The organism is Pseudovibrio sp. JE062 (genome assembly GCF_000156235.1).
GTDB lineage: Bacteria > Pseudomonadota > Alphaproteobacteria > Rhizobiales > Stappiaceae > Pseudovibrio.
Genome location: NZ_DS996805.1, coordinates 903799 through 925952, shown reverse-complemented (window position 1 = coordinate 925952; position 22154 = coordinate 903799). Strand labels below are relative to the sequence as shown.

The 22154-nt window shown below is 53.9% G+C and carries 18 protein-coding genes; 5 read left to right on the top strand and 13 right to left on the bottom strand.

Features of this window, described 5'->3' with window-relative positions; all coding sequences use genetic code 11:
* Window positions 1-65 precede the first annotated feature (65 nt).
* The 5 genes from queF to PJE062_RS03825 form a co-directional block, all read right to left on the bottom strand.
* Complete coding sequence (queF, locus tag PJE062_RS03845; RefSeq protein WP_008547062.1) at window positions 66-533, bottom strand: preQ(1) synthase; 468 nt, start codon at window positions 531-533, stop codon at window positions 66-68.
* 41 nt (window positions 534-574) lie between these two features.
* Window positions 575-1297 (bottom strand): 7-carboxy-7-deazaguanine synthase QueE, encoded by a 723-nt coding sequence (gene queE / locus PJE062_RS03840; protein WP_037035892.1) that lies wholly within the window; start codon window positions 1295-1297, stop codon window positions 575-577.
* Complete coding sequence (gene queD / locus PJE062_RS03835; protein ID WP_008547248.1) at window positions 1294-1650, bottom strand: 6-carboxytetrahydropterin synthase QueD; 357 nt, start codon at window positions 1648-1650, stop codon at window positions 1294-1296. Before queD ends, queE begins: the two co-directional genes overlap by 4 nt.
* Window positions 1650-2348: a 7-cyano-7-deazaguanine synthase QueC gene (gene queC, locus PJE062_RS03830; RefSeq protein ID WP_008546997.1), complete on the bottom strand. Its 699-nt coding sequence runs from the start codon at window positions 2346-2348 to the stop codon at window positions 1650-1652. Before queC ends, queD begins: the two co-directional genes overlap by 1 nt.
* Window positions 2349-2569: 221 nt before the next feature.
* A complete protein-coding gene (locus PJE062_RS03825) occupies window positions 2570-5323 on the bottom strand; it encodes a hypothetical protein (RefSeq protein ID WP_008547094.1) in 2754 nt (917 codons plus the stop codon).
* Between the two features lie 300 nt (window positions 5324-5623).
* On the opposite strand from PJE062_RS03825, the gene PJE062_RS03820 reads away from it, so the two are divergent.
* Window positions 5624-6610, top strand: a complete 987-nt coding sequence (locus tag PJE062_RS03820; protein WP_008546570.1) for a zinc-dependent alcohol dehydrogenase family protein — start codon at window positions 5624-5626, stop codon at window positions 6608-6610.
* A 32-nt stretch (window positions 6611-6642) separates the two neighbouring features.
* Here the strand turns inward: PJE062_RS03820 and PJE062_RS03815 are convergent, their stop codons facing one another.
* The 6 genes from PJE062_RS03815 to PJE062_RS03790 form a co-directional block, all read right to left on the bottom strand.
* Window positions 6643-7515 carry a DUF1989 domain-containing protein gene (locus PJE062_RS03815; protein WP_008547154.1) on the bottom strand — a complete coding sequence of 291 codons (873 nt, stop codon included), beginning with the start codon at window positions 7513-7515 and terminating at the stop codon, window positions 6643-6645.
* A 181-nt stretch (window positions 7516-7696) separates the two neighbouring features.
* On the bottom strand, window positions 7697-9016 hold the full coding sequence (locus PJE062_RS03810; RefSeq protein ID WP_008547151.1) for a ferric reductase-like transmembrane domain-containing protein: 1320 nt from the start codon (window positions 9014-9016) through the stop codon (window positions 7697-7699).
* Between the two features lie 204 nt (window positions 9017-9220).
* Window positions 9221-10531, bottom strand: coding sequence for an ATP-binding protein (locus PJE062_RS03805; RefSeq protein ID WP_008547217.1), 1311 nt, complete (start codon window positions 10529-10531; stop codon window positions 9221-9223).
* The gene (locus tag PJE062_RS03800) at window positions 10528-11196 is read right to left on the bottom strand and encodes a response regulator transcription factor (protein WP_008546697.1); all 669 of its coding nucleotides are present in this window, start codon (window positions 11194-11196) and stop codon (window positions 10528-10530) included. The genes PJE062_RS03805 and PJE062_RS03800 overlap by 4 nt, the downstream gene beginning before the upstream one ends.
* A 157-nt stretch (window positions 11197-11353) precedes the next feature.
* Window positions 11354-12229, bottom strand: coding sequence for an SDR family oxidoreductase (locus tag PJE062_RS03795; RefSeq protein ID WP_008546936.1), 876 nt, complete (start codon window positions 12227-12229; stop codon window positions 11354-11356).
* Window positions 12226-12585: a VOC family protein gene (locus PJE062_RS03790; RefSeq protein ID WP_008546851.1), complete on the bottom strand. Its 360-nt coding sequence runs from the start codon at window positions 12583-12585 to the stop codon at window positions 12226-12228. The genes PJE062_RS03795 and PJE062_RS03790 overlap by 4 nt, the downstream gene beginning before the upstream one ends.
* A gap of 102 nt (window positions 12586-12687) precedes the next feature.
* On the opposite strand from PJE062_RS03790, the gene PJE062_RS03785 reads away from it, so the two are divergent.
* Entirely contained in the window at window positions 12688-13593 is a 906-nt protein-coding gene (locus tag PJE062_RS03785) for a LysR family transcriptional regulator (protein WP_008547218.1), read from the top strand.
* Between the two features lie 9 nt (window positions 13594-13602).
* Here PJE062_RS03785 and PJE062_RS03780 read toward each other — a convergent pair whose 3' ends face one another.
* Both PJE062_RS03780 and PJE062_RS03775 read right to left on the bottom strand, forming a co-directional pair.
* Window positions 13603-14130 (bottom strand): AAA family ATPase, encoded by a 528-nt coding sequence (locus tag PJE062_RS03780; protein WP_008546518.1) that lies wholly within the window; start codon window positions 14128-14130, stop codon window positions 13603-13605.
* 63 nt (window positions 14131-14193) lie between these two features.
* Window positions 14194-15219, bottom strand: a complete 1026-nt coding sequence (locus PJE062_RS03775) for an AraC family transcriptional regulator (protein WP_008546752.1) — start codon at window positions 15217-15219, stop codon at window positions 14194-14196.
* Window positions 15220-15487: 268 nt separating this feature from the next.
* Between PJE062_RS03775 and PJE062_RS03770 the strand changes: the two genes are divergently transcribed.
* From PJE062_RS03770 to PJE062_RS03760, 3 genes are all read left to right on the top strand, one after another.
* On the top strand, window positions 15488-15949 hold the full coding sequence (locus tag PJE062_RS03770; RefSeq protein WP_008546695.1) for a (2Fe-2S)-binding protein: 462 nt from the start codon (window positions 15488-15490) through the stop codon (window positions 15947-15949).
* A 1-nt stretch (window position 15950) separates the two neighbouring features.
* The gene (locus PJE062_RS03765; RefSeq protein ID WP_008546841.1) at window positions 15951-18137 is read left to right on the top strand and encodes a xanthine dehydrogenase family protein molybdopterin-binding subunit; all 2187 of its coding nucleotides are present in this window, start codon (window positions 15951-15953) and stop codon (window positions 18135-18137) included.
* Window positions 18138-18519: 382 nt separating this feature from the next.
* Complete coding sequence (locus tag PJE062_RS03760) at window positions 18520-22128, top strand: hypothetical protein (protein ID WP_008547230.1); 3609 nt, start codon at window positions 18520-18522, stop codon at window positions 22126-22128.
* Window positions 22129-22154 lie beyond the last annotated feature (26 nt).

Genomic DNA, 22154 nt, shown 5'->3' with positions numbered 1-22154 from the left:
TTCGCAACCCCAACTGATACTGCATGCGGCTTATCATCGGATAAGAACAGGCCGCAAAATAATGCTTAGCCGCGACCGCGATAAGTCGGCACGCCTTGTTCTGGAATCCAGACACCTTTTGGCTCTTCACCGGTCTGGTAGAACACATCAATCGGAATACCACCACGCGGATACCAATAACCGCCAATGCGCAGCCAGATCGGGTTCAGCGTGTCCACCAGACGTTTGCCGATGGATACAGTGCAGTCTTCGTGGAACGCACCGTGGTTGCGGAAGGATGTCAGGAACAGTTTCAGAGACTTGCTCTCAACCAGCCACTGGTCCGGCACATAATCAATCACCAGATGCGCAAAGTCAGGCTGGTTGGTGATCGGGCACAGGGAGGTGAACTCCGGCGCAGTAAAGCGGATCGCATAAGGTGTACCCTGTTGAGGGTTCGGAACCTTTTCCAGAACAGCTTCTTCAGGGGACTGCGGCTGAACAGTGTCACCGCCCAGCATAGTCAGATTTTTATAGATATCGTCTTTGCTCATTGCTCTCTCGAACTCATTTGTCGGTTCAAAGGATTATTGCGTTAAACGCCGCGCTTGTTGCCCCACAGCAGCACATGCAGCTGCGGCAGAATGCGTGGCTTGAACCATTGATCGGAAACAGTTTTGTCCACCAGCCAGTGCATACGGTCCATGATGCCGTCCATATCAATCTGGGCGTCATCATCCTCAGGCGGAGGAGGGGTATGGTTGCCCGGCTGCAGGTACATCGGCAGATAAGGGTAGCGCTCGCTTACCTCTTTGGCCCAGTCGTAGTCCACATCATCAAACACCACCACTTTGATCACACAGGTGGCAGTGTTGAGTGCAGCATCCAGACAAGCGTCGAACTTGTCCCAGTTCACGACCTCACCAGAAGAAGGTGGCTTAGGGCTCAGCACCAGCGTATCCAGATCCGCAAACCAGTCCCGCGCAACAGACCCTTGCGTCTCAATCGCGAACTTGTAGCCTTTGGCTTTGCCAAGCGCGATTAGCTTTGAGAAGTCCTGAATGGCAGGATTGCCGCCGGAAAGGGAAACGGTGATCGGCTGCCCACAGGAAAGCTCCTCAACCTTCTTCCAAACGTCCTCACTGTCCATCTGGTCCCAGGTATGACGATAGGCACTGTCCACCGCATGCAAGGTGTCACACCAGCTGCACCGGTAGTCACAGCCACCAGCCCGCACAAAAACGGTCGGCTCGCCAATCAACGCGCCTTCGCCCTGAATGGTTGGCCCAAAGATCTCGCTGATACTGAGTTTGCTCATGGTCGGTATTCCGCCCACGTTTTTGGAGTTTCACTCACACGGACCGCGCAGGTCTCCGTCCAGTGGCCTTTACAGAACTCATAAATGGTCTTGGCCAGAAACTCGGAAGTCACCTGATCATGTCCGAACACCTCGTTCAGGTGCCGGTGGTCCAGCTCATCATCAATGAAACGCTTGAGCGGTTTCAGCTCAGTAAAGTCCACCACGAAGCCGTATTCATTGAGAAACTCGCTGGCGAGCTCAACCACCACAATGTAGTTGTGCCCATGCAGACGCGCGCAAGGATGTCCCTCCGGCATTTCGCAGAGTTGGTGCGAAGCCGAGAAGTGAAATTCCTTTGTGATTTTGTACATTATGGTTCCGCTCGTTCCACCGCGGATTTCCAGTAGTCTGGATCCGCGTATTCCGTTGGGTCCTCAACACCCGCAATGTCAAAGGCTTCGCGCCGTTCAACACAGGTGCCGCACCGCCCGCAGTGTTTCTCTCCGCCTTTGTAGCAAGACCACGTGTCCTCAAACGGAACGTTGATCCGGGCACCTTCTGCAACGATGGCACCTTTGGAAATTTCTACAAATGGCGTGTAAAGGCTCACATTGGCATAGCCGTCCAAAGCCAGCTTCTGCATGCTTTCAAAGCTTTTGATAAAGCCAGGGCGACAGTCCGGATAGATGAAGTGATCACCCCCGTGCACCGCCGCAGCCACAGCATCGGCCTGCTGCGCAGCCGCAATGCCAAAGCCGATGGACAGCATGATTGCGTTTCGGTTGGGAACCACAGTGACCTTCATGTTCTCTTCGGCATAGTGCCCGTCAGGAACATCAACATCATCTGTAAGAGCGGAGCCGCTCAAATGCGCTCCAATCTGGCTCATGTCCAGAATATGATGCGGCACGCCCAGCTGTTTTGCAGCATGCGCCGCATAATCCAGCTCTTTCTTGTGCCGCTGACCATAGTCAAAAGAGACGAGGCCGAGCAATTCGTGTTCACGCGCAACCTTGTAGGCAAGCGTGACCGAATCCAATCCGCCGGAGCTGATTACGATAGTCTTCATAAGGTTTAGTCCTTGTTTTCGCTGTTGCCGGGTAGGCTGCGACCGGCACTCATTGCTGAGCAAGCCGGTACCTAGCAGACTAAATGGGCAAGGAAAAGGACTATTTCGCACTCTGCATATATCTCATGGATAACCTGCTGAGTATAAATGTAAATAACACTTCAGGGTTGTGGTGGCGTGCTTCTGCGACCTCATTCAAAGGCCGCAAAAGCAGTGCGTGTCTACGCTGCCAGCGTCAGCAGTTTAACTTCCAGCTGCACCAGAACAGGCCTCAGGACATTGACGTCATTATCCAAACCGAATGGATGTCGGCGGTACAATTTGATCGCCTTGTCCCCATCCAGACGCGCCAGCAAAGGCCGCACAATGCGCAAAGCTTCTTCGCGTGCCTTCTTGCGTTCCTCAAGCGACTTCTTTTTATCGCCGATGATCTGCGCTTGAGCCCGCAGATCACCAGGTATGATCGGCTTGGTAACGCACGCAGCGAACCGCTTCAAAGTGCTGGTATCAACGATATTCTCACCTGCGTCCTGCTTGCCAGCCACACCGGTGATAAAACCACCTTCAGCAAAGGTCTTTGCAGTCTCCATGCGGGCAATGGCCTTCTCGGTGGCTTTCACAACGTCCTTGGCGATGTCTTCCCTGAAGCCGGTCAGCTCACCGCGCATGGCATCATACATACCTTTCAGCTCGTTCAGCCGGCCCATGTTCTCTTCATAGGATGAGTTCACCGCGCATTCCTGTTCCAGCAGTTTCACTTCCGCCAGCAGATCCTTGAAACGGGTCGGGTCATAGTTGGCAGTATCAATGCGTGGGAAACCTTTTAAAGCAGCCTTGGCACCTTTCCAGCTCTTGGCCTTCGCCGTGAGCATCTCCAGCTCATTCTTCATAGGACCAGACGTTTCATTAAACTTGCCTTTGGCGAGCTTTCGGTCAATCTCCAGTTGAACACCTTCTTTATAGTCCGCCTCGATCTTAGCGAAGAACTCATCCTGGTCAGGTGTGGTGTGAGGTCCATCTGTTTCTTCTGCAAATATATGAGCGCGGGCTTTGAGCTCCTCCAGATACTTGTCAGCCTTTACTTTGACTTCATTCACCTGAGAAATTGCTTCTTTCAGGTCTTCAACGGTCGCAGCGTTATGGGCCGTAACTTTGGCTTGTTTCAGCTCCATTTCCAGCTGACCGTGATAGACCTTCTCCTGCTTGGGCTGCAAAAGACGCTTGAACTTTTTGGCAAGCTCAGGACGGGCTGCACCCAGCTTGGCGAGCAGTGGTGGAATCTGCTTGAAAATCTTTTCGATCGGTTCAAGCTTCATGTCAAAGACTGTTCTGAAACCAACAGCCTCATCAAGCTGTCTCAACAGAGGCTGCAGCCGTGCGCCATCCAGCTTGCTGCACCGGCCTAAAGCCTTGTTGATGTTCATCTCCGGTGCCTGCTCGCGCAAAAGACGAACATCTTCTTCAAGGTTCATCTTGGCTTCAACGTAGTAGATCGCCTTCTTACCTGACTTGGTGTCAGCCACCTTATCAAGAATCTTCTGAGTGCGTGTCTGAAGGTCATCATATCCAGTTGGGTTGGTGTTGATGCCTTCCAGAATGTCTTCCGTCTTGATGAACTCCTCAAGGGCAATGGATTCCATACCGGTGACGCCAGAAGAGCGCAACTCGTCCAAAAATTCCAAGGACTCCAAAAGCTTGTTGATCGTTGCACGAGGAACGGCTTTCACATCCTTACCACCGGGGCGCTTCGGAATCTGAGCCATCACATCTTTGTCCAGCCCTGCAGTATCAACGGCACGAGCACGCGCTTCAGACTTACTCTCTTTGGTCACTACCTGATGGTCAGCGTCGAACACAACAAACTTTTCAAGCTGCTTTCGATAGTCCTGAGTACGCGAGTCCAGATTTTTGCTCGCCCATTCGTCTTGCTTGATCCACCGTTCACGGCGTTCAGCCTTCGCACTCAAACTGGCGATAGCGCGCTTGGTGGCAGTAAGATCGCGTGAGCTGTCACTTTGGTAATCACGAAGTTCGTCAAGGGTGTCTGAAGCTGCGGTTGTAGGCCCTGCCGTAGTCATACTCTCGCACAGGGTTTCAATATACTTGGCTGATTTGCTCAGGTCAGGAATAGCTTTTTTGTAAGCGTTCGCATCGGATAAAACTTCAGTCCAGCGAGGATCATCTGCACGTGAAATGACATCCTGATACTGGTTCATTTCAAAAAGCAAACCATTACCCAGGCCGGAGTAACCGGCATCCTGCAGCTCAAAGATAATTTCCTTGATCTTCTTGATATCCTGAGCGATCAGGACCTGCTCTTCGCTGATGACATAGGTCGCTGGATGGATTTGCGCGTCCATCAGCAGTTTTTTCATGTCTTTGAGCTTGTTGTCCACTTCATCAAGTGTCACTTCGCAAGCAGCAAAGTTGTACACGTTGCTTTGGGTATGCGCTTTGTCTAAAAGCAGCCCCACCAACTCGTTGGCATTTGTGAAAGCTTGTTTCTCATCTTCAAGGCCGGAAAGCAGGCGCACGTCCAGGAAAAGCTGTTCTTTTCTCAGTTTCAAGGCGGCGATTTGCTCGGAGATTACCTGGCTGTATCCGGGTTCAGGTGCATCTGGCATATCAATCGCTTCAAGAGGATTATCCTCCAGCAACTTCAGCTCATCCTGAAGCTCATACAACCGCTCGCTGTCGTAAAAGAACATCGTTTGGGCTGCGTCGCGGCGGGCTTCTTTTTCTGCCTGAACACGATCATGTTCACTCATGCGCGCAGTGGCTTCTGCAAGCTCAGTCCGTTCTCGTTCCCGTTCCGCTTCATAAAGTACGGTGAAAGCCTGTTCCATACTGGGAACCGTTTGACCGAGCAGCTTATACATCTGCTGAAGCCAGGTTTCCTCCGTCGGGGTCGTTTGGGTTTCAGTCGTTATAACAGTGGTTTCAGTCGGTGTACTGGTGGTTTCTGGTTCAGGCATCGGAGTTTCACTCAGCTATCGTATGTGAGACATCAAACAGGAAAACCCACGTTCAGACGCATCCGACATCTCCGCGGGGCTCCACTCCAACAAACATCGCGCACACGCGCACCAGACCGTTATGACGGACCTTCATGAAATATGCGTTGTGATAAATGGTTCGGTTTTCTCTTATTATTGATCTATTTTCGACCGTCTCGGCACGCCAAAAGTAACCCCACTCAGATCGCAGGATTTTCATGGGCCAAGACCGTGTAATCTGTTCTCAAACTTCGCCGTATGCGAAAAGGAGAATGCCGCGTGAAAGCCATGGTCCTGACCGAGATCGGAAAACCGCTCACCCTGCAGCAGCGCGATGCTCCACCCACACCGCAAGTTGGCGAAATCCTCGTTGAGATAGAAGCCTGCGCCGTATGCCGGACGGACCTGCATGTGGTTGAAGGTGATCTCAAACACCCCAAGCTCCCGCTGATCCCCGGCCACGAAATCGTCGGCAGAGTGAAAGCCTGTGGGGCAGGTGTCAGTGATCTGAAACCGGGAGTGAGAGTAGGCATTCCGTGGCTCGGGCACACCTGTGGCTGCTGCTCGTTCTGTCAGAACCATCAGGAAAACCTTTGCGATCATCCGATCTTCACCGGCTACACCCGAGACGGAGGCTTTGCCACGCACACCATTGCTGATCGTCATTATGCATTTGAACTGGATGAGGACGCCGACCCGGTCGCGCTCGCACCTTTGTTATGTGCCGGACTGATCGGCTGGAGATCACTGAAGAAAGCAGGCGAGGGCAGAAAGATCGGCATCTACGGCTTTGGTGCCGCCGCCCACATCATCGCGCAAATCTGCATCTGGCAGGGCCGGGAGGTCTACGCCTTTACCAGAAGCGGTGACACACAAGCGCAGGATTTCGCCCGGGAACTGGGCGCCACATGGGCCGGAAGTTCTGAAGAGGACCCACCCACAAAGCTGGACGCCGCCATCATCTTCGCCCCGGTCGGAGCGCTCGTTCCAGCGGCACTCAAAGCGCTGCGTAAAGGTGGACGCATCGTCTGTGGTGGCATTCACATGAGCGACATCCCGCAAATGCCATACTCATTGCTATGGGAAGAACGCGAAGTTGTCTCTGTTGCCAACCTCACCAGAGACGATGCACTGGAGTTCTTTCCCATCGCCAAACAAGCAGGCGTGAAAACCCACTGCATTCCTTACAGGTTGGAGGACGCCAACACGGCTCTGGAAGATCTGCGCCTCGGCAGGTTATCCGGTGCAGCTGTCCTCATTCCATGAGCACTAGACTGCACCAGTCTCGTCAGGTTCGGTTAGGCCTTGTGCCCACCCGCATATCCGCTGCGTTTGGCAGGTGACCAACCTTTCAGTGAGCCTTCTGCTGGCTTGAAAATCTCCACCAGAAGTGGGTAGCACGGCGTCTTGTCATCGGAATGACTGCTGCCACAGTCCCCACCCGGGCAGGTGGAAAGCGCACCCAACAGGTCGATCTCGGCAAAGAACTCGATGAAGTCTCCCGGACGCACCGGGCTCGCCTTCATGAAATACTGGTGCGTGTCACGGGTGAAGCCGGTGCACATGAACACGTTCATCACATCATGCACATGCGGCTCAGCCCCATCCAGTGACAACCCGCGCGCATCGGCCAGAGCGCGGGTCAGATTGGAATGGCAACAATGGTTATAATCCACGTGCTTGAGCATGTGGTTGGTATAAGGATCACAGCGCGTACCAATCACATCATGAACGCCAGCGCCATCCTCATCCCAGCCATACCAGTCCAGCGTATCCTGCGTGATCGTCGCCATCGGGCGTAGATAAGGCATGTTGCTCCAAAGGCGGTCACCGGTGGAAAGGTGAGAGGCATGCAGTTGGCGTGTTTTGCCGCTGAAGAAGCGCTCGTTCAGGTCATTGGCGTTCCAGAGGTTCAGATCTCCCACCTGCGGACCTTCAACACTCACAATGCGGAAAAAATGCCCGGCTGGCACATGGAAATGCCCCCCATCACGCGGTGGCACAACAACCTCATCCACCTTTTCCAGGCTCTCCTTAGCCTGCTGATAAAGCTCGGCATCAAAAGCAGGCAGGTGGTCCACCTCGTAACAGACAATCGGATTTTTTGACCGGCGGTCATCAGAAGGGGCAGGAATATCTGTAGAGATTGAGCGGGAGGCGAGTTTTGTCATAAGCCAATGTCCTAAAAACCAGTAGGAATTATTGGTCTGATTGAACCCTCCGGAGCTCAATTAATATATTGATTTAATTTCATTGATCCCTTCAGTCCTAAACCTTTCGAAGGGGGCAGGCGCCACAAAAAAAGATAGCTGCACCGGCAGACAGTGCAGCTATCCTCTAGGATGGCCAAGGTTACTTGGCCGGGGCGAACTTTCCAGAATACTGATTGAGGCGCTCAAACAGAAATCTGAAAAGCTTTCTAAAACCAAGGCCGGAGCGCATCTGAAACTCCTCGTAATGGAATTGGCGTAACGGGTACTTCAGCGCTTTCAGATCGCGCATCAGGGTCTTGCGCATCACTTCCGGGCCACAGAACGCGATCGGCATCACATCGAAGTAACTACCCTGCAGAATTTTCAGTAACCGCCCGTCGATGTACTCACCCATGTCCGACTCAAACCACTGAATGTGCAGATTGGGCAGACGATTTTGCAGCTCTTCCAGTTCTTCCTCAAACGGGCTCTCGAGTCGGTTGCGCACGCCGTAGTAAAGGTAGATCTGGCCGGTTTCTTCACCTGTCAGCGTCTGCGCCCAGGCAAGGAAGGGAGTGATACCCACACCACCAGCAATCCAGATCTGATCCCGGTTTGATGCCATCTTACGGAACCCGCCATAGCCTTTGCTGAGCTGCGCTTTGGTGCCAACCTGAAGCTGGTGAACACGGGAGGTGTAATCGCCCAGCGCGGAGATACAGAACCGGATCTTGCCATCTTCGCGCGGTGCTGAGGCAATTGTGTAAGGGTGCACTTCGCCCATGCCAGCCTGATCAAAAGAAACGTAGGCAAACTGTCCGGCATCGTGAGAAATCGGCTTGCCTTCCGGCTTCAGGGTCACACTGGTGATGCGCCCGTAAATCTGCACGTCTTCCACCTCATAGGTCTTGGTGCGACCGACCATGCCTTTGTAGGTCAGGTAAGCGAAGGACGCGATACCGGCAAAACAGAAGCCAGCCACATAAAGTCCAACCGGATCACTCCACGAAAATACATTCGGGATCATCAGGTAGTGCGCGGCAGCAAGGGCAAAGAAGATGCCGATCAAACGGTGAGTCCAGCGCCAGATGTTATAGGGAATAAACGTCGCCAGAGAACCAAGCCCAAGGATCAGAATGCCGTAAAAGCCAATCTCACCCAGCTCTTTGGCCAATCCATCCGTCTCACCACCCTTGGAAATCGCATCTGCATCAATGCTGTCATGAAGAAAAGCAGCAGCAATTGCCAGAATGGCCAGCCATTTGTGCAGCACATAGACCCGATCGAGCGGCCCAAACACAGCCTCAACACCTTTCATGCGTGTGGCCATCACCTGCAAAAGCCCCATGAAAATCAGGGAGACCATGCCAAGGTACTGGCTCAGCAAAACACCATACTCAACCTGTCCGCCAAACTGAGAGAAGATCATCAGGGGAGGCAGGATACTGGCAAAGATGAAGAAGAGGCCAAAGGGTTTCATTCGGGTACGCTCGATCTGAATTGACGATGCGCACTCAGAAGAAACGAGCTATGAAAGATGACTGATATCGTTGGGGGACATCACGCACCTTTCATAGCCCAAAAACTCCGCCGTTGTTTGTAAACGCAGCCTCGGAGTAGGTTTCTTTCTGAGTGCATCCCCTAAAATCACTAGGAAGCTGAAACCTACCTGAAGTTTGCGACACTACTTTTTCAGCTTGAGCACAAAACGTGCTCCGCCAAGGCGTTCACTCTTGCCAAGGGAAATCTCGATCCCATTGCGACGACACAGAGTTTGCGTAATAGAAAGGCCAAGACCGGCCCCGGAGCTGGATTGCCCCGGCATGCGGAAGAACCGCTCAAACACCTTCTCACGATAGTCTTCAGGAACGCCCGGTCCACTGTCTTCCACGCTCAGCTGAATATGGTCTTCAGTGCGGTCCAGCACCACAATCACTTGCCCGTCACTTGGCGTATGGCGGATGGCATTGCCGATCAGGTTGTTCAGCACAGCCGCCAGATCTTCAGGATCGACCACTGCCTCCACATGTTCAGACTGAAGCAGCTGAAGCTCCACGTTCTTGTCATGGGCGGCATGAGCCTGCTGGGCCAGACTTTCCTGAAGCACCGGCAGCAGATCCTGTTCTTTCAGCTCTTTTACGTCCTGTCCTGCGCGAGCATGCTCCAGTAGCTTGGCCGCCAGATGGGTGGCGCGGTCAACACCCTCAATGATGTTGTCAAAACGCAGCTTGGTCGGTTCATCCAGCTTGTCCCGCTCAATCACCTGACACTGTGCTTTCACCACCGTCAGCGGTGTTCGGATCTCATGGGCCGCATCATCAATGAACCGCTGTTCACGGGCCAGATACTCTTCAATCCGGTCAAACAGCATGTTCAGGGAATCCACAATCGGCACAAGCTCATCCGCTTGCTTCTCTGTGGTGATTTTGCCAAGGTTCTCCGGCTCACGTTCCGCCAGAGTTTCGGAGAGTGCGGTGAGGGGGCGTAGACCCCGTTTGACGATAAACACCGTCGCAATAATGGAAAAAACCAGCACCAGTGCCAGCGGAATGGAAACGGTGGCCACCGTCTGATCTGCAAGCTCAAGAGCCTCATCAAACACGACGCCGATAATGTACTGCTTGTCGGTCTTTAGTCCCGGAAAACTCCAGACCACCCAGCTGTCACCATCGTACTCGATTTCCTGCCCACCGGGCCTCAGGTACTTGGGCAACTCTACTTTGTCGGATGACCTGTAAATGTCGTTGCCATCCCCATCGCGGATGATCACGAAGTAATCATTCAGTTCATGATGATCATCCAGAAGATTGGGAGAAATGGCGTCCCCCTCCAGCTGCGCAATCGCGCTGACAAGCTGAAAGGCCTGCGCATCATGGGTCTCGTAAAGCTCTTCCTCTGTCAAATTATAGACAATGGCAGAAAAGACGCCCCAGACCACAAACAAAAGCGGGATCAGAAAGACGAGGATGCGACTGCGGATGGAGGAAAGTTTCATGCCGGTATGTCCTCATCAACGATATAACCCACACCGCGGATGGTCCGGATCAGCTTGGACGTGGTTTTGCGGCGGATCTGCGAGACATAAACCTCAAGCACATTGCTTTCCGCATTCTCTTCCCAGCCATAAAGCTTTTCCATGAGATCAGACTTGGAAACCACACGGCCCCGCCGCTCCAAAAGGATGGTCAGCAGGCGGAAGGCAAGGGGCTGCAGCACCACCTCAGCCCCGTTGTAGCAGGCTTTCTTCTGGTCCAGATCCAGCGTCAACGCACCATGCTGCAACAACATACGCGTACGCCCCACAGAACGGCGCACCAGTGCACGGCAGCGGGCCAGCAGCTCTTCCATGTCAAAAGGCTTGGTCAGATAATCATCGGCACCCAGATTGAGGCCATCAATGCGGTTTTTGGTGGTCTCCCGCGCAGACAGGATCAAAATCGGCACGTCTGCCTTGTCATCGCGCACAGCGCGCAAAAACTCCAATCCATCCTGACCGGGCAATCCCAGATCCAGAATAACTAGGTCGAACTTTCCGGTTCTCAGAGCGTCTTCTGCCAAAAGACCATCATCGACCCAGTCAACTATAAATTCATGACGTTCCAGAAACGCTTTGATTGCGTCGGCGATCAGCCGCTCATCCTCAACCAGCAATACGCGCATGTGTTCCTTCCAGCACGGTAATGTGCACCCTGTAATTGCCTCAACTCTTTCACATCTACAAAAAACATGAAACTGAATTGTGCCTGAAGAAACCGCATAGGCTGTTACAATGCCAAGGCAAATGGAGAAGTGCCGCTGAGCAGACTTGAGTTAGACGCTAAACACTCAAAGCCGCCTGCGCGCACAACACCTCCCGTATAAACCGGTCAATGCTCCGCGGCGGGTGTCCGCACATCTGCTCTACCGTGTCCGTGGTAAAATCACCCCAGCCAGTGCGATAGGCCTGCGCATAATCCCGCGAGATCCCGGCGATCCATTCATCCCACCCAGCACCAACGATACCCTCATAAACATCCTGCGGTGAAACCGGAACATAAGAAATGGAGCGGCTCAGCTCAGCACTTAACGCCTGCGCCACATCAAAGTAGGAGAGGCTTTGAGGGCCCGTCACTTCATAGATGTTCCCATCAAACTGATCACTGAGCACACATTGTGCCGCACATTCGGCCACATCGCGGGTATCAACCATCCCCATCTGAGCGTCTCCCGTTCCAAAGAAGAAACTGTCTTGCTCGGATATGGTTTGCGCGGCCAGAAACATGTTTTGCATGAAAAGGTTAGGGCGCAGGATCACATAGTCCAGACCAGAACTGATGATCTCCTGTTCTGTTTGCCCGTGAAGCACAGTGTTGGCCGTCGGTCCATCAGGAGCCGCTTTGATTGCCGAAACACGCACCACCTTGCGCACACCGCAGTCCTTGGCAACCCGCAACGCATTGGATGCCTGTTGTGCTGCATCTGGATTGGCCGAGGTGATCAGCACCAGCGTATCTAAACCCGCCATCGCCTCGCCAAGCGAAGCCTGATCCATAAAGTCACCATAATAGGCCTGCGCGCCCAGCGAGGTGACCAACCGTTCATTCTCAGCATTGCGAATGAGCGCCCGCACGTCCCATGGCGTGGGCCGCAACACTCTGAGCAGATGTGTGCCTATGGTGCCATTGGCGCCTGTGACTAAAACGCTGTTGCTCATGACGATGCCTCCGTCCAAACGGCCAGTTCATTGCCATTGGGGTCAGCAAAGTGAAAGCGCTGCCCACCGGGGAAGGAATAGATCTCTTGTAAGATCTTTCCGCCAGCCTCGCGTACCGTTGCCAAAGTGCCAGCAAGATCCTTTGCATAGAGCACCACAAGCACACCGGGCGCTTGAACCGGAGTGCCGCTTTCGCCATTAAACCCGCCTTCAACACCAGCACCTGAAAAGCTGATGTAGTTCGGCCCCCAATCCTCAAAGAGCCAGCCAAACACCGAACCATAAAAGCTCTTGGTCTCCTCATTCTTGAGCAGAGGAAACTCAATGTAATTGATGGATTTATCCTGATGTTCCATCTCATAAGTCCTTTCATCCTGTGAGTGGACCTATTCTATTATTCTTGGTTATTTGGTAGTATCGCTTCAATTGGAAAGCATATTTTCAAATATGGGAATATAATGCAGGATCTGAACGCCATCGCCATCTTTGCAGAAGTTGCCAAGGCAGGCAGCTTTTCTGCCGCTGCAAAGAACTTGCACGTGCCTCTTTCTACGGTCAGTCGCAAAGTCTCAGAGCTGGAAGCGCAGCTTGGCACCAAACTGCTGGAACGCACCACGCGCCGCATGCGCCTGACCGAGATTGGCGAGCAGTTCTACAAAACCTGCCTGCCGGGTCTGGAGGCTTTCAGGGCTGCTGACAGAGTGGTCGAACAGCGCCAGTCGGCGTTATCCGGCGACCTCAAAGTGACGATCCCGCCCAATTTGGCCGAAGCACTCTTCATTCCCGTCATCGGCCAGTTCCGCCTGCAATACCCTGAAGTCCGGGTGCAGATGATTGTTTCAGAACGCAATCTCGATTTCATTGAGGATGATGTGGATCTGTCGTTCCGTGTTGGTCCCAAACCGGATTCTGGCCTGACCCTCACCAAACTGGCCACCTACTGCCATGTGCTGGTGGCATCACCTACCTACATCGCTGAGCACGGCGTGCCGGATCATCCCGATAAGCTGCCGGAACACGCGCTGATCGGGTTCGGCTTCTGGCAAAAGCCTGAAGTATCCTGGAGCCTGAGCCGCAAGAATGACGAACGGGTTATCAGGTTCACACCGCAAATCGGCATCAACGATTACGCAGCCATGCAATCTGCTATCAAGGCAGGTTTGGGCATAGGGGAGCTGCCGTCCATCCTCTGTCAGGACGCCTTGGCAAAACGCGCTTTGGTGGAAGTTCTGCCGGACTGGACATTCCCGGAAATTGACCTACACGCCATGCACACCGGTAAAGAAAACCAGTCCCGCATCGCACGGTTGTTTCTGGAGGCCTGTATCAACAGGATCCGGCCCCAACTCCGGCAGTTCTCTTAGGAGCAATCCCTAGTAAGAGCCGTAACGCACCAGTTGGCTGAAGGCTTCGACAATTTCGTCAACGCTGTCGTCGACTGGTTTTTCGAAGGTATCAATCACAAGCCGGTGTTTCTTCCATGGCTCATAGCGTCGCCGCTTCACCGCATCCCAGGTGGGCAAAGTCATGGCGGAAATGTCGTTGGGCCGGTTCTCCACGCGCTTCTTGTGTTCTGCCTCATCAGAGCAGATCACCTCGATGTTCATGGCTTTCACTCTGGCGCCCAGTGCAGCTTCCATCCAGATGTTGCGAGTGATCTCAATCGGGTTCACCGCGTCTGCAATCACGTTACTGCCAAGGAGCAGATTGTCTTTGGCAATGGCCGCAGCCACCACATACCCAGCGTCTTCCGCAGGTGAAATGGCGAGAACCGAGGTCTTGAGCGCAGCCTCAATGGAATCGATACGAAGATGAACAGCCTGCAGGCGAGGTGCCAGAGCCTTTGCCAGTGTTGTCTTTCCAACGCCCGGCAGCCCTGAAAATACGAATAAGATAGCCATGGCAGGCTCTTAACAGCGTAAGGTTTCACGAGGCTTTCCTCACAACCCCTGTGCGGATTGGCCTCAGGCGATCCCGCGCACCTCCATCGGTGTCTTGCCCGTCCAGCTCTGAAACGCCCGGAAAAACGAGCCTGTATCCTTGTATCCCAGCAGATAGGAGATCTCCGGAATACTCAGATCACTGCGCACCAGATAGTGCTGGGAAAGCTCAGAGCGGGTCTCGCTCAGGATATCCTGAAAGCTCTTGCCTTCTTCCTTCAGCTTGCGCTGCAACGTCCGCTTGCTGGCATTCAGGCGCTGGCTGATCACTTCAATGGTGTTCTGACCCGCAGGCAGACTTTCCAGCAGGGCGTTCTTCACACGGCGGGACATTTCATCGGAAGCACCTGAGCTTTTCAGCTTCTGGCGCAAGCCATCCTCAAACGTATCCCACATGCCTTCCATCTGTGTGATCAGCGGGCGGGTCGCGTCCTCCAGTGAAAGGGTAATGTGCGCCACGGGAGCAGGGGTGGCTTTCACGCCGCACTCCGCCTCAACCGCAGACCAGTCCAGCTTACCTACCGGACCGCCCACACTCAGCGGCACAATCGGCTCGCCAGTAAAGGTGCGGCTGCAATTGGTGAAATAGATAATCTCAAACTGCGCCAGAATTTCAGGAAATGGCTCGCTCGGATCGCTGGAGGTGAACAGGATGGAGACCGTACTGTCCGTCCGCTCCACCTCCAATCGGATAGGCGCAATCAGCGGTTTGAACAGCGCCAGACGCTTCACGCCTTCCTCAATGTTGGGGCTGCAGGAAAACGCAAACAGGTGCGGCACAAACGAGCCTTGCTTGACCGTGCTGCCCAGCTTTACTGCAAGATCATTGCCGCCATACTCCTGATAAAGAGCCTCCCAAAGTGCGAAATACTGCGCCTGCGTGATGCCCTTGGCCGTCGGGCCAAGCTGCTCAATGGAAACGCCGGCACGACGCATCACCCGGTCCACAGGCAGATCAAGATATTGGATCACTTGCGCCATCATGGCAGCGCCAGGGTAAAGGTGTGCGTGTTTCGTCATGTTCGGCTCGGTCTTATTGATTGTTGCCACTCTTTCATCTCGAAATTTTGCTAGCTAGGCCAGTGCTAAATTCAATAGTGGCGCGAAATGGCAGTACTTTGGCGTGATTTGGCACTATTTTGGCGTGATCCGCTAATGAAAGCCAGCAGAGCCGATGCTAGGGATTAATACCGATCATTCGTTTCAGGCGTAAAAAGCAGAAAAAGCGCACGCGCACATAACACTGCCCCATTCAAAAGTGCCTGAGATTATTGCTGAACCCAGCCAACCGCTACGGATCAAAAAAGGAAATTTTTTGATGGCAATTTCTTTAAAACTCAATGGCCAGACTCATAGTGTTGAAGCCGAACCGGGCACCCCGCTTCTGTGGGTGATCCGCGACGAACTCAAGCTCACCGGCACAAAATTCGGGTGTGGTGTTGCCTCCTGCGGGGCGTGCACCGTTCACATGGATGGCGAACCGGTTCGCTCCTGCCAAACCTTTATTGAAGATGTTGAAGACGCAGAGATCACCACAATCGAGGGCCTGAAGTCCACCCCGGCTCAGGCAGTTCAGCAGGCCTGGACGGAACTTGATGTGGTTCAGTGCGGTTACTGCCAGTCCGGCCAGATCATGTCCGCCGTTGGTCTTCTCAGCGAAAACGCCAAGCCAACACTGGAAGAAATTGACGATTACATGGATGGCAACGCCTGTCGCTGCGCTACTTACCAGCGCATCCGTGCTGCCATCGTTCGTGCATCAGAAATCATGGAGGCTTGATATGAGCGTTTTGACCTCTCGTCGTGGCTTCCTCAAAGGCGCAGCAGCGTCTACCGCAGCCGTTCTCGTCATCGGTGTTGCACCATCCGGCGCCATGGCCGCTGGCAGTGCAGCTGACACCACCATGCTCAACCCGTTCGTGAAGATTGCAGCTGACGGTACCGTCACCGCCATCGTCAAGCACTTCGAAAAAGGGCAGGGACCGGCAACCGGCCTCACCACCCTGATTGCCGAAGAGCTGGGCGTCAGCATGGATGCGATTGAGTATGAGTTCGCGCCGTCCAACCCGAAGCTTTACAACAACACCGCATTTGGTCCTATTCAGGGCACTGGCGGCTCCACCGCCATGTTCAACAGCTTCCAGCAGTACCGCAAAGCGGGCGCTGCAGCCCGTGAAGTTCTGCTTCAGGCCGCTTCTCATGCGTGGGATGTGCCGGTCGCACAGCTCAAGCTGGAAGATGGCGTGATCTCTGGGGCAGGCAACAAAGCGCCAATTGGCGAGTTCGTTGCAGCCGCAAGCACGCTGACAGCCCCTGAAGAACCACGCCTGAAAGATCCATCCGAGTTCAAGCTGATCGGCAACGCCAATGTCCGGCGCAAGGATACGCCGCCAAAGATCAACGGCACCGCCATGTACGCCATGGACATGCAGCTCGACAATCAGATGGTCGTGGTCATCAAGCGCCCAACCCGCCGCGGTGGTACGGTCGCTTCCTTTGATGACAGCGCAGCCAAGGACGTCAAAGGCTTCATCCGCGCAGCCACTCTGCCAAACAAGGCAGGTGTAGCGGTTTATGCTGAAAACACATGGGCAGCTCTGCAGGCCCGCGAAGCACTCGACGTCACCTTCGACAACGCCGCCGCTGAACGCCGCAGTTCTGAAGATGTCTATAAAGAGCTGATGGCCGCAGTAAACACGGCGCCGGAATACAACCTGACCAAAAATGATCAGGCTGAAATTGCCGGTGCCATCGATAAAGCCGACAAGGTGGTGGAAGAGACCTTCTACTTCCCACTTCTGGCTCATGCTCCAATGGAACCGCTGACCTGTACCATTGAAGCGACAGAAGAGGGCGGCGTGATCCTGCATGATGGCGCGCAGATGCCAACGTCTCCGCATGCAGCTCTGGCCCAGATCTTCCAGCTGCCAATGGAAAAAGTGCAGATCAAAACCATGTTTGCAGGTGGCTCCTTCGGTCGCCGCGCAACACCAACGGTTGATTATCAGGTGGAAGCCGCACTGGCCTTCGTCATGACCGATCGCACCCGTCCGGTGAAACTGGTCTGGTCTCGCGAAGATGACATCACCGGTGGCTACTACCGCCCGGCCTTCGCACACAAAGTCCGCGTTGGTCTGGATGCTGACGGCAACATCGTCGGCTGGGATCACCGCGTCGCAGGCCAATCCATCTCCAAAGGCACACCGTTTGAGGCGTTCTCCGTTCATGATGGTGTAGATCACCTCTCTGTAGAGGGTGTCACACCAACGCCGTACTCCATCCCAGGCATGTTCGCCGGTCTGACAGACATCAAACCTGCAACAACCGTGCTCTGGTGGCGCTCAGTGGGCCACACCCACACCGCCTATGTGATGGAAAGCATGATGGACGCTGCAGCCGTTGCCGCTGGCCGTGATCCAGTCGAGTTCCGCCTCGCACATCTGGCTGGCGACACGGCAGACCAAAAACGCCTGACCGGTGTTCTGAAACTGGCTGCTGAAAAAGCGGGCTGGGGCAAGGCAGCAGATGGACGCGCTCAGGGCGTCGCAGTCCACAAGTCCTTTAACAGCTATGTCGCAGAAGTGGTCGAGATTTCCGGTGACACTGAAAACGGCGTGAAGATCGAAAAAGTCACCTGCGCTGTCGATTGTGGCATCCCGGTCAACCCGGACGTGATCAAGGCACAGATGGAAGGTGGCATCGGCTACGGCCTCGGCCACGCCATGCGCGATGAGATTACGCTGGAGGACGGAGAAGTTATCCAACAAAACTTCCCGGACTACGAGCCACTCCGCATCGGAGATATCGGTGAGATCGAAACGCACATTGTTCTCTCTATTGAGGCCCCAACCGGCGTCGGTGAACCGGGTACACCACCATCCGCTCCGGCACTGGCAAATGCCATCGCCGCAAAGGGCCCACGTGTGACCGAGTTACCAATGAACAAGGCTGGCGTCACCTTCGCGTAAAGCTTAAACAATCAGGAAAGGCGGGCTCAAAGTGTTTGGGCCCGCTTTTGCATTTCAGCGCAGAAAAAACGTAAAAAACGCAGATCAACGCAAGTTGCGCACATAGCAACGCAAACGCCAGCCTGATCATTCTTCACCTCACAAAATCAAAAATGTGAGCTGCGCATCTGTTGATCCAGTTTCTTGAAATAAATCAGTGCCCTTTCATTTTGTGAGAAATGATTCCACCCAACCCATGAAACCTCTTCAGCTCACATTGTGAACCATCAATTGTCCCAGTTTGAAAGCTGACCGCGCTCCATGTTCCCCTTAAACGCGTGGGGCAATGCTCCCGATTTCTGTCCTTAACATCGTAATGGACAAGGCTTTTGGGAGCTGCGCAATGGACTTTGAACAACAGGCCTGCAAAGGCCTCTATCTGGCGCCAAATACGGGCGATAATGCCGGTGGTTTCGCTTTTGTCGTCAGTAAGATAGCTTTGCGCAAAGTGAAACTTCCCAAACGCATCTCGCTAAAAGACGCACTCACCAACAAAGCTTATTCAGGTTCATTCATCTACTGCCCGGATCCATTGGACTGCGATCATAAAAAAGATCAGCAGCAAACATTGGTTTCCGGTTTGCATGAATACCTTGAAGCCATACGCGTCCCACGCGGTTTCATGTGGCTGCCCAGAGCCTCCACATCGCTCCCTATTCCAGAAGACGACCAGCACCAACGCCCAGCGTTTTTCTCCATCAACACCACTGGTACCGAGACAACAAGCAGCCTCTCTTACCCGCTCGCCCCAAACCTCACCATCGAGTTCTACTCCGCCGCCTATATCAAGGTCTCCGAGGATGAAGAGAACTTGCAGCTCTCAGAAGCCGCCATTCAGTTGGGGGGATATCTAAGCCCCGACACAGGGTCCGTAAGCAAGGCCGACATCCGCTGCTCCGGTCCGGATCGCGGGGCCATCGTCTTTGATGCTGATTTTGATCGCGATGCGCTGCACGACCAATGGAACTTTGGATTCCAATGGGTTGCAAGCGATCCCAACACAAAAACCGGAGTCAATGGCCAGCGCTTTGCCTTGGGAACAGGCGACAACGGCGCGCGCGAGCCACTGCCCATGCGGCTGGTGGTGGACGTCACCGATGCGTTGAATATCTATCCCACCCATAACCGCAGCGATCCCAACCGCTGCGCTTTCTACTTCCGCCCGGAAGCAGAAACGGGCCACGGTCCAGCCCTCAACAGCTTCTACCGAACCACCTATGGCACCACTGTTGCCTTGATAGCCATCACCGGGGATAGCTTTGAAAGCACAGGCAATCCGGCAGGTATTATCCTCACACCCAGCTATGAAGATCCTTCGACACTTCATAGCTTTATCGCCAGTCCGCTCGGAGATTTCCTCATCTGCGCCCCAGCTGGAGAGGGAACAACCAAGGCCCGCATCATGTGCGGCCTTGGCGGAACCGAGTTTCTGGAGGTACCGGGGAATGATGAAGGCCTTGCATCTGGTGCTCGGCTGCGTTTCATCCCAAACCAGCCCGCTTATGCCCCCGTCTTCCCCTTGCCCAAATCCTCCCCAACAGGCCGCCCAGCCCCCAAAGGGGCTCCTTTGAAGGGAAACTACAAAACGTCCTATGTGGAGATCTTTCCAGCTGGGGCTGATGCAGAGAGTACAGGGGATCCAATCACATACGTCGCCCAGCCCCATGGCAGCGCGCTACATGGATACGATGATAAAATATGGCAGGAAAACAAAAGCTTGCTGGGCACTGTCAGCCCAGCCTACACCTTGCCTCAGGATGATACGCAAGCGTTCCCCATGTTCCCGTATAGCGGTACGGATGAGGGCGATCCCACGTATTCTCAATGCGATGTGGCACTCTTTGAAAAGAGCATCATTGCCCCCACACGGCGAAAGGTGATCGCCGAACTTACCAACGGCCAATCCAACACCAACGCATCTGAGGTGCAAGACACAGAAGCTGAAGCCACTTTAACGACCCCGCTCGGCGTTATTGCAACGCTGCAATCACCAACAGATGCAAACCACTGGAAAGAGGTCAAACTCGCCCAGATCAAAACACCGACAAGTTCTGAGTTCGCCTTTAAAGAGCTCTCTCCAAAGCTGATAGAAGCCTTTCAAACCAATCAGCTTTTTTTGGTTGCAGCAAATCCGTCAGAGTTGGGAGAGGCGGGGACAACGTTCCTCAACACCCTCAACATCGAAGACTGGCAGATCGAAGCTGATGTCGGCAACTCTCCTGACTTTGGCGACTACGCCAACATACTGATCATTAAAGGCATTCGCGGATCGCTCTACGATCCAAAGGGTGATCCCAAAGACAACCTGATCTCCAACCCGCAAAAATGGACCCAAAAGGAAACCTTCGCCGCCCCAACCACAAACCGAGACGCTACAGCTAACCCGGCCCAGCTGGTCAACGTCTCCTCCTGGCTGCAGGACTACTTCAAAGCCGCACAGGATAATCCCGCGACGGAGTACTTCGAAGACTTCAACCAACTTGCTGCTGATCCCAACTGGACCGGCGTACTTATGCTACGCGCGCGTATCAAATCACTGCCTGAGCAGCTCGCTGGTATCGTCGCTGGTGTGCGAGATCCGGCAAAGTTTTATGCCCACCATCTCGCCATCCGCATCAATCAGATCAAAGCTGGGATAAACGGTGAAAAGATCGCAATAAAGAAGCAAAGCTCGGTGTTTGGCTTGATTTACTATGAGGACCCAGACCTCTTGGTGCCAAAGGGGGCGGCAAGTCCGGAGCCAGTTGTTCCCTCAGCAACACGCACCTACGATTTCATCCTGCTCTCGCTGAAAGTGCTCTTTGAGAACTCCGCCATCAAAAAGTTCTCCTCCTTCGCTCAGCTCTCCCTGAACAAGGTCTTCGGCAGTGAGGTCATCAGCTCGCATCCGATTATCCCCGCAGGCAAAGCCAAGCCCAAGGGCAGCCAGTACAAATCCCTGATCATGAAAGCCAGCTATCAGGACAACAACGGCCACCCATCCTACACCATGGCTGCCCCGCAGCCTTACCTCTTCAAAGTCGACAACAATATCCTCCAGCAAACCGAGTTCACTTCCGCCAGAATGAACACCATCACTGGTCACGATAAGGAGCAGGAAACCCAAACCGAACCACTTATCCGCTTCGCATTTACTGGTTTTCTCGATTTTGCAATCCTGAAAGCGGATAAAGATCAAATGGTTGACCTGTTCTCCTATGGAACGGAGAAGGGGCAGATATCAACGCAAACAGGTCTCGGCTTTGGCAATCTGGCCCTTCAAATGAGCTTTGCACAAACCAATCCCTATGAAAGCCAAAAGATCATCTGGGGCAGTGATCAGCTGACCTTCGACACCAAGAACAGCACCCCGCGCAGCGGCAGTCTGGTCGATACTATGCCCTTGCAATTGAAAGGTTTTGTCAGTTCAACCAGTTCAGACAAAACGCCCGCCTCTCTTGGCTATCTGGACGTGATCACCAACGCAAACCAGCAAGGCCTCTCAAAAGACTGGAACGCTTTGCAGTTCGAAGTCAGCCTCGGTACCGCAGGCGACCTTGCAGGCAAACTGGGCCTTTCCGCAGACTTCCTGCTCGCATGGTCTCCAGACTCCACTGGCGAAACCTACAAATCCCAGAGCGCCATTCATATGCCGGGCTCTTCCAACGGTGCGTCGCTCATCAGTCTGCAGAACGTTCTGTCCATGTCCTATGGCCCAATCCAGCTGCTCTATACGAGCAAACCCAAGGAGCATGAGAGCGATACGAACAAGCAATATATGTTTGTTCTCAATGAGATCGCCCTGAAGTTCCTCGGCCTCGCCAAGATCCCACCAAGCGGTGCCACGTCCTTCTATCTGTTCTCTGAGGCCGATGAGAACAGAAAGAGCTCTGAGGAGACCACAGGTCTGGCCTGGTACGCGGTCTACAACAACGAGCCACCCGAAAACTGCAAAACACCCGCAAAGAAGTAGCCTGAAACGTCAATCATCAGTGGTGC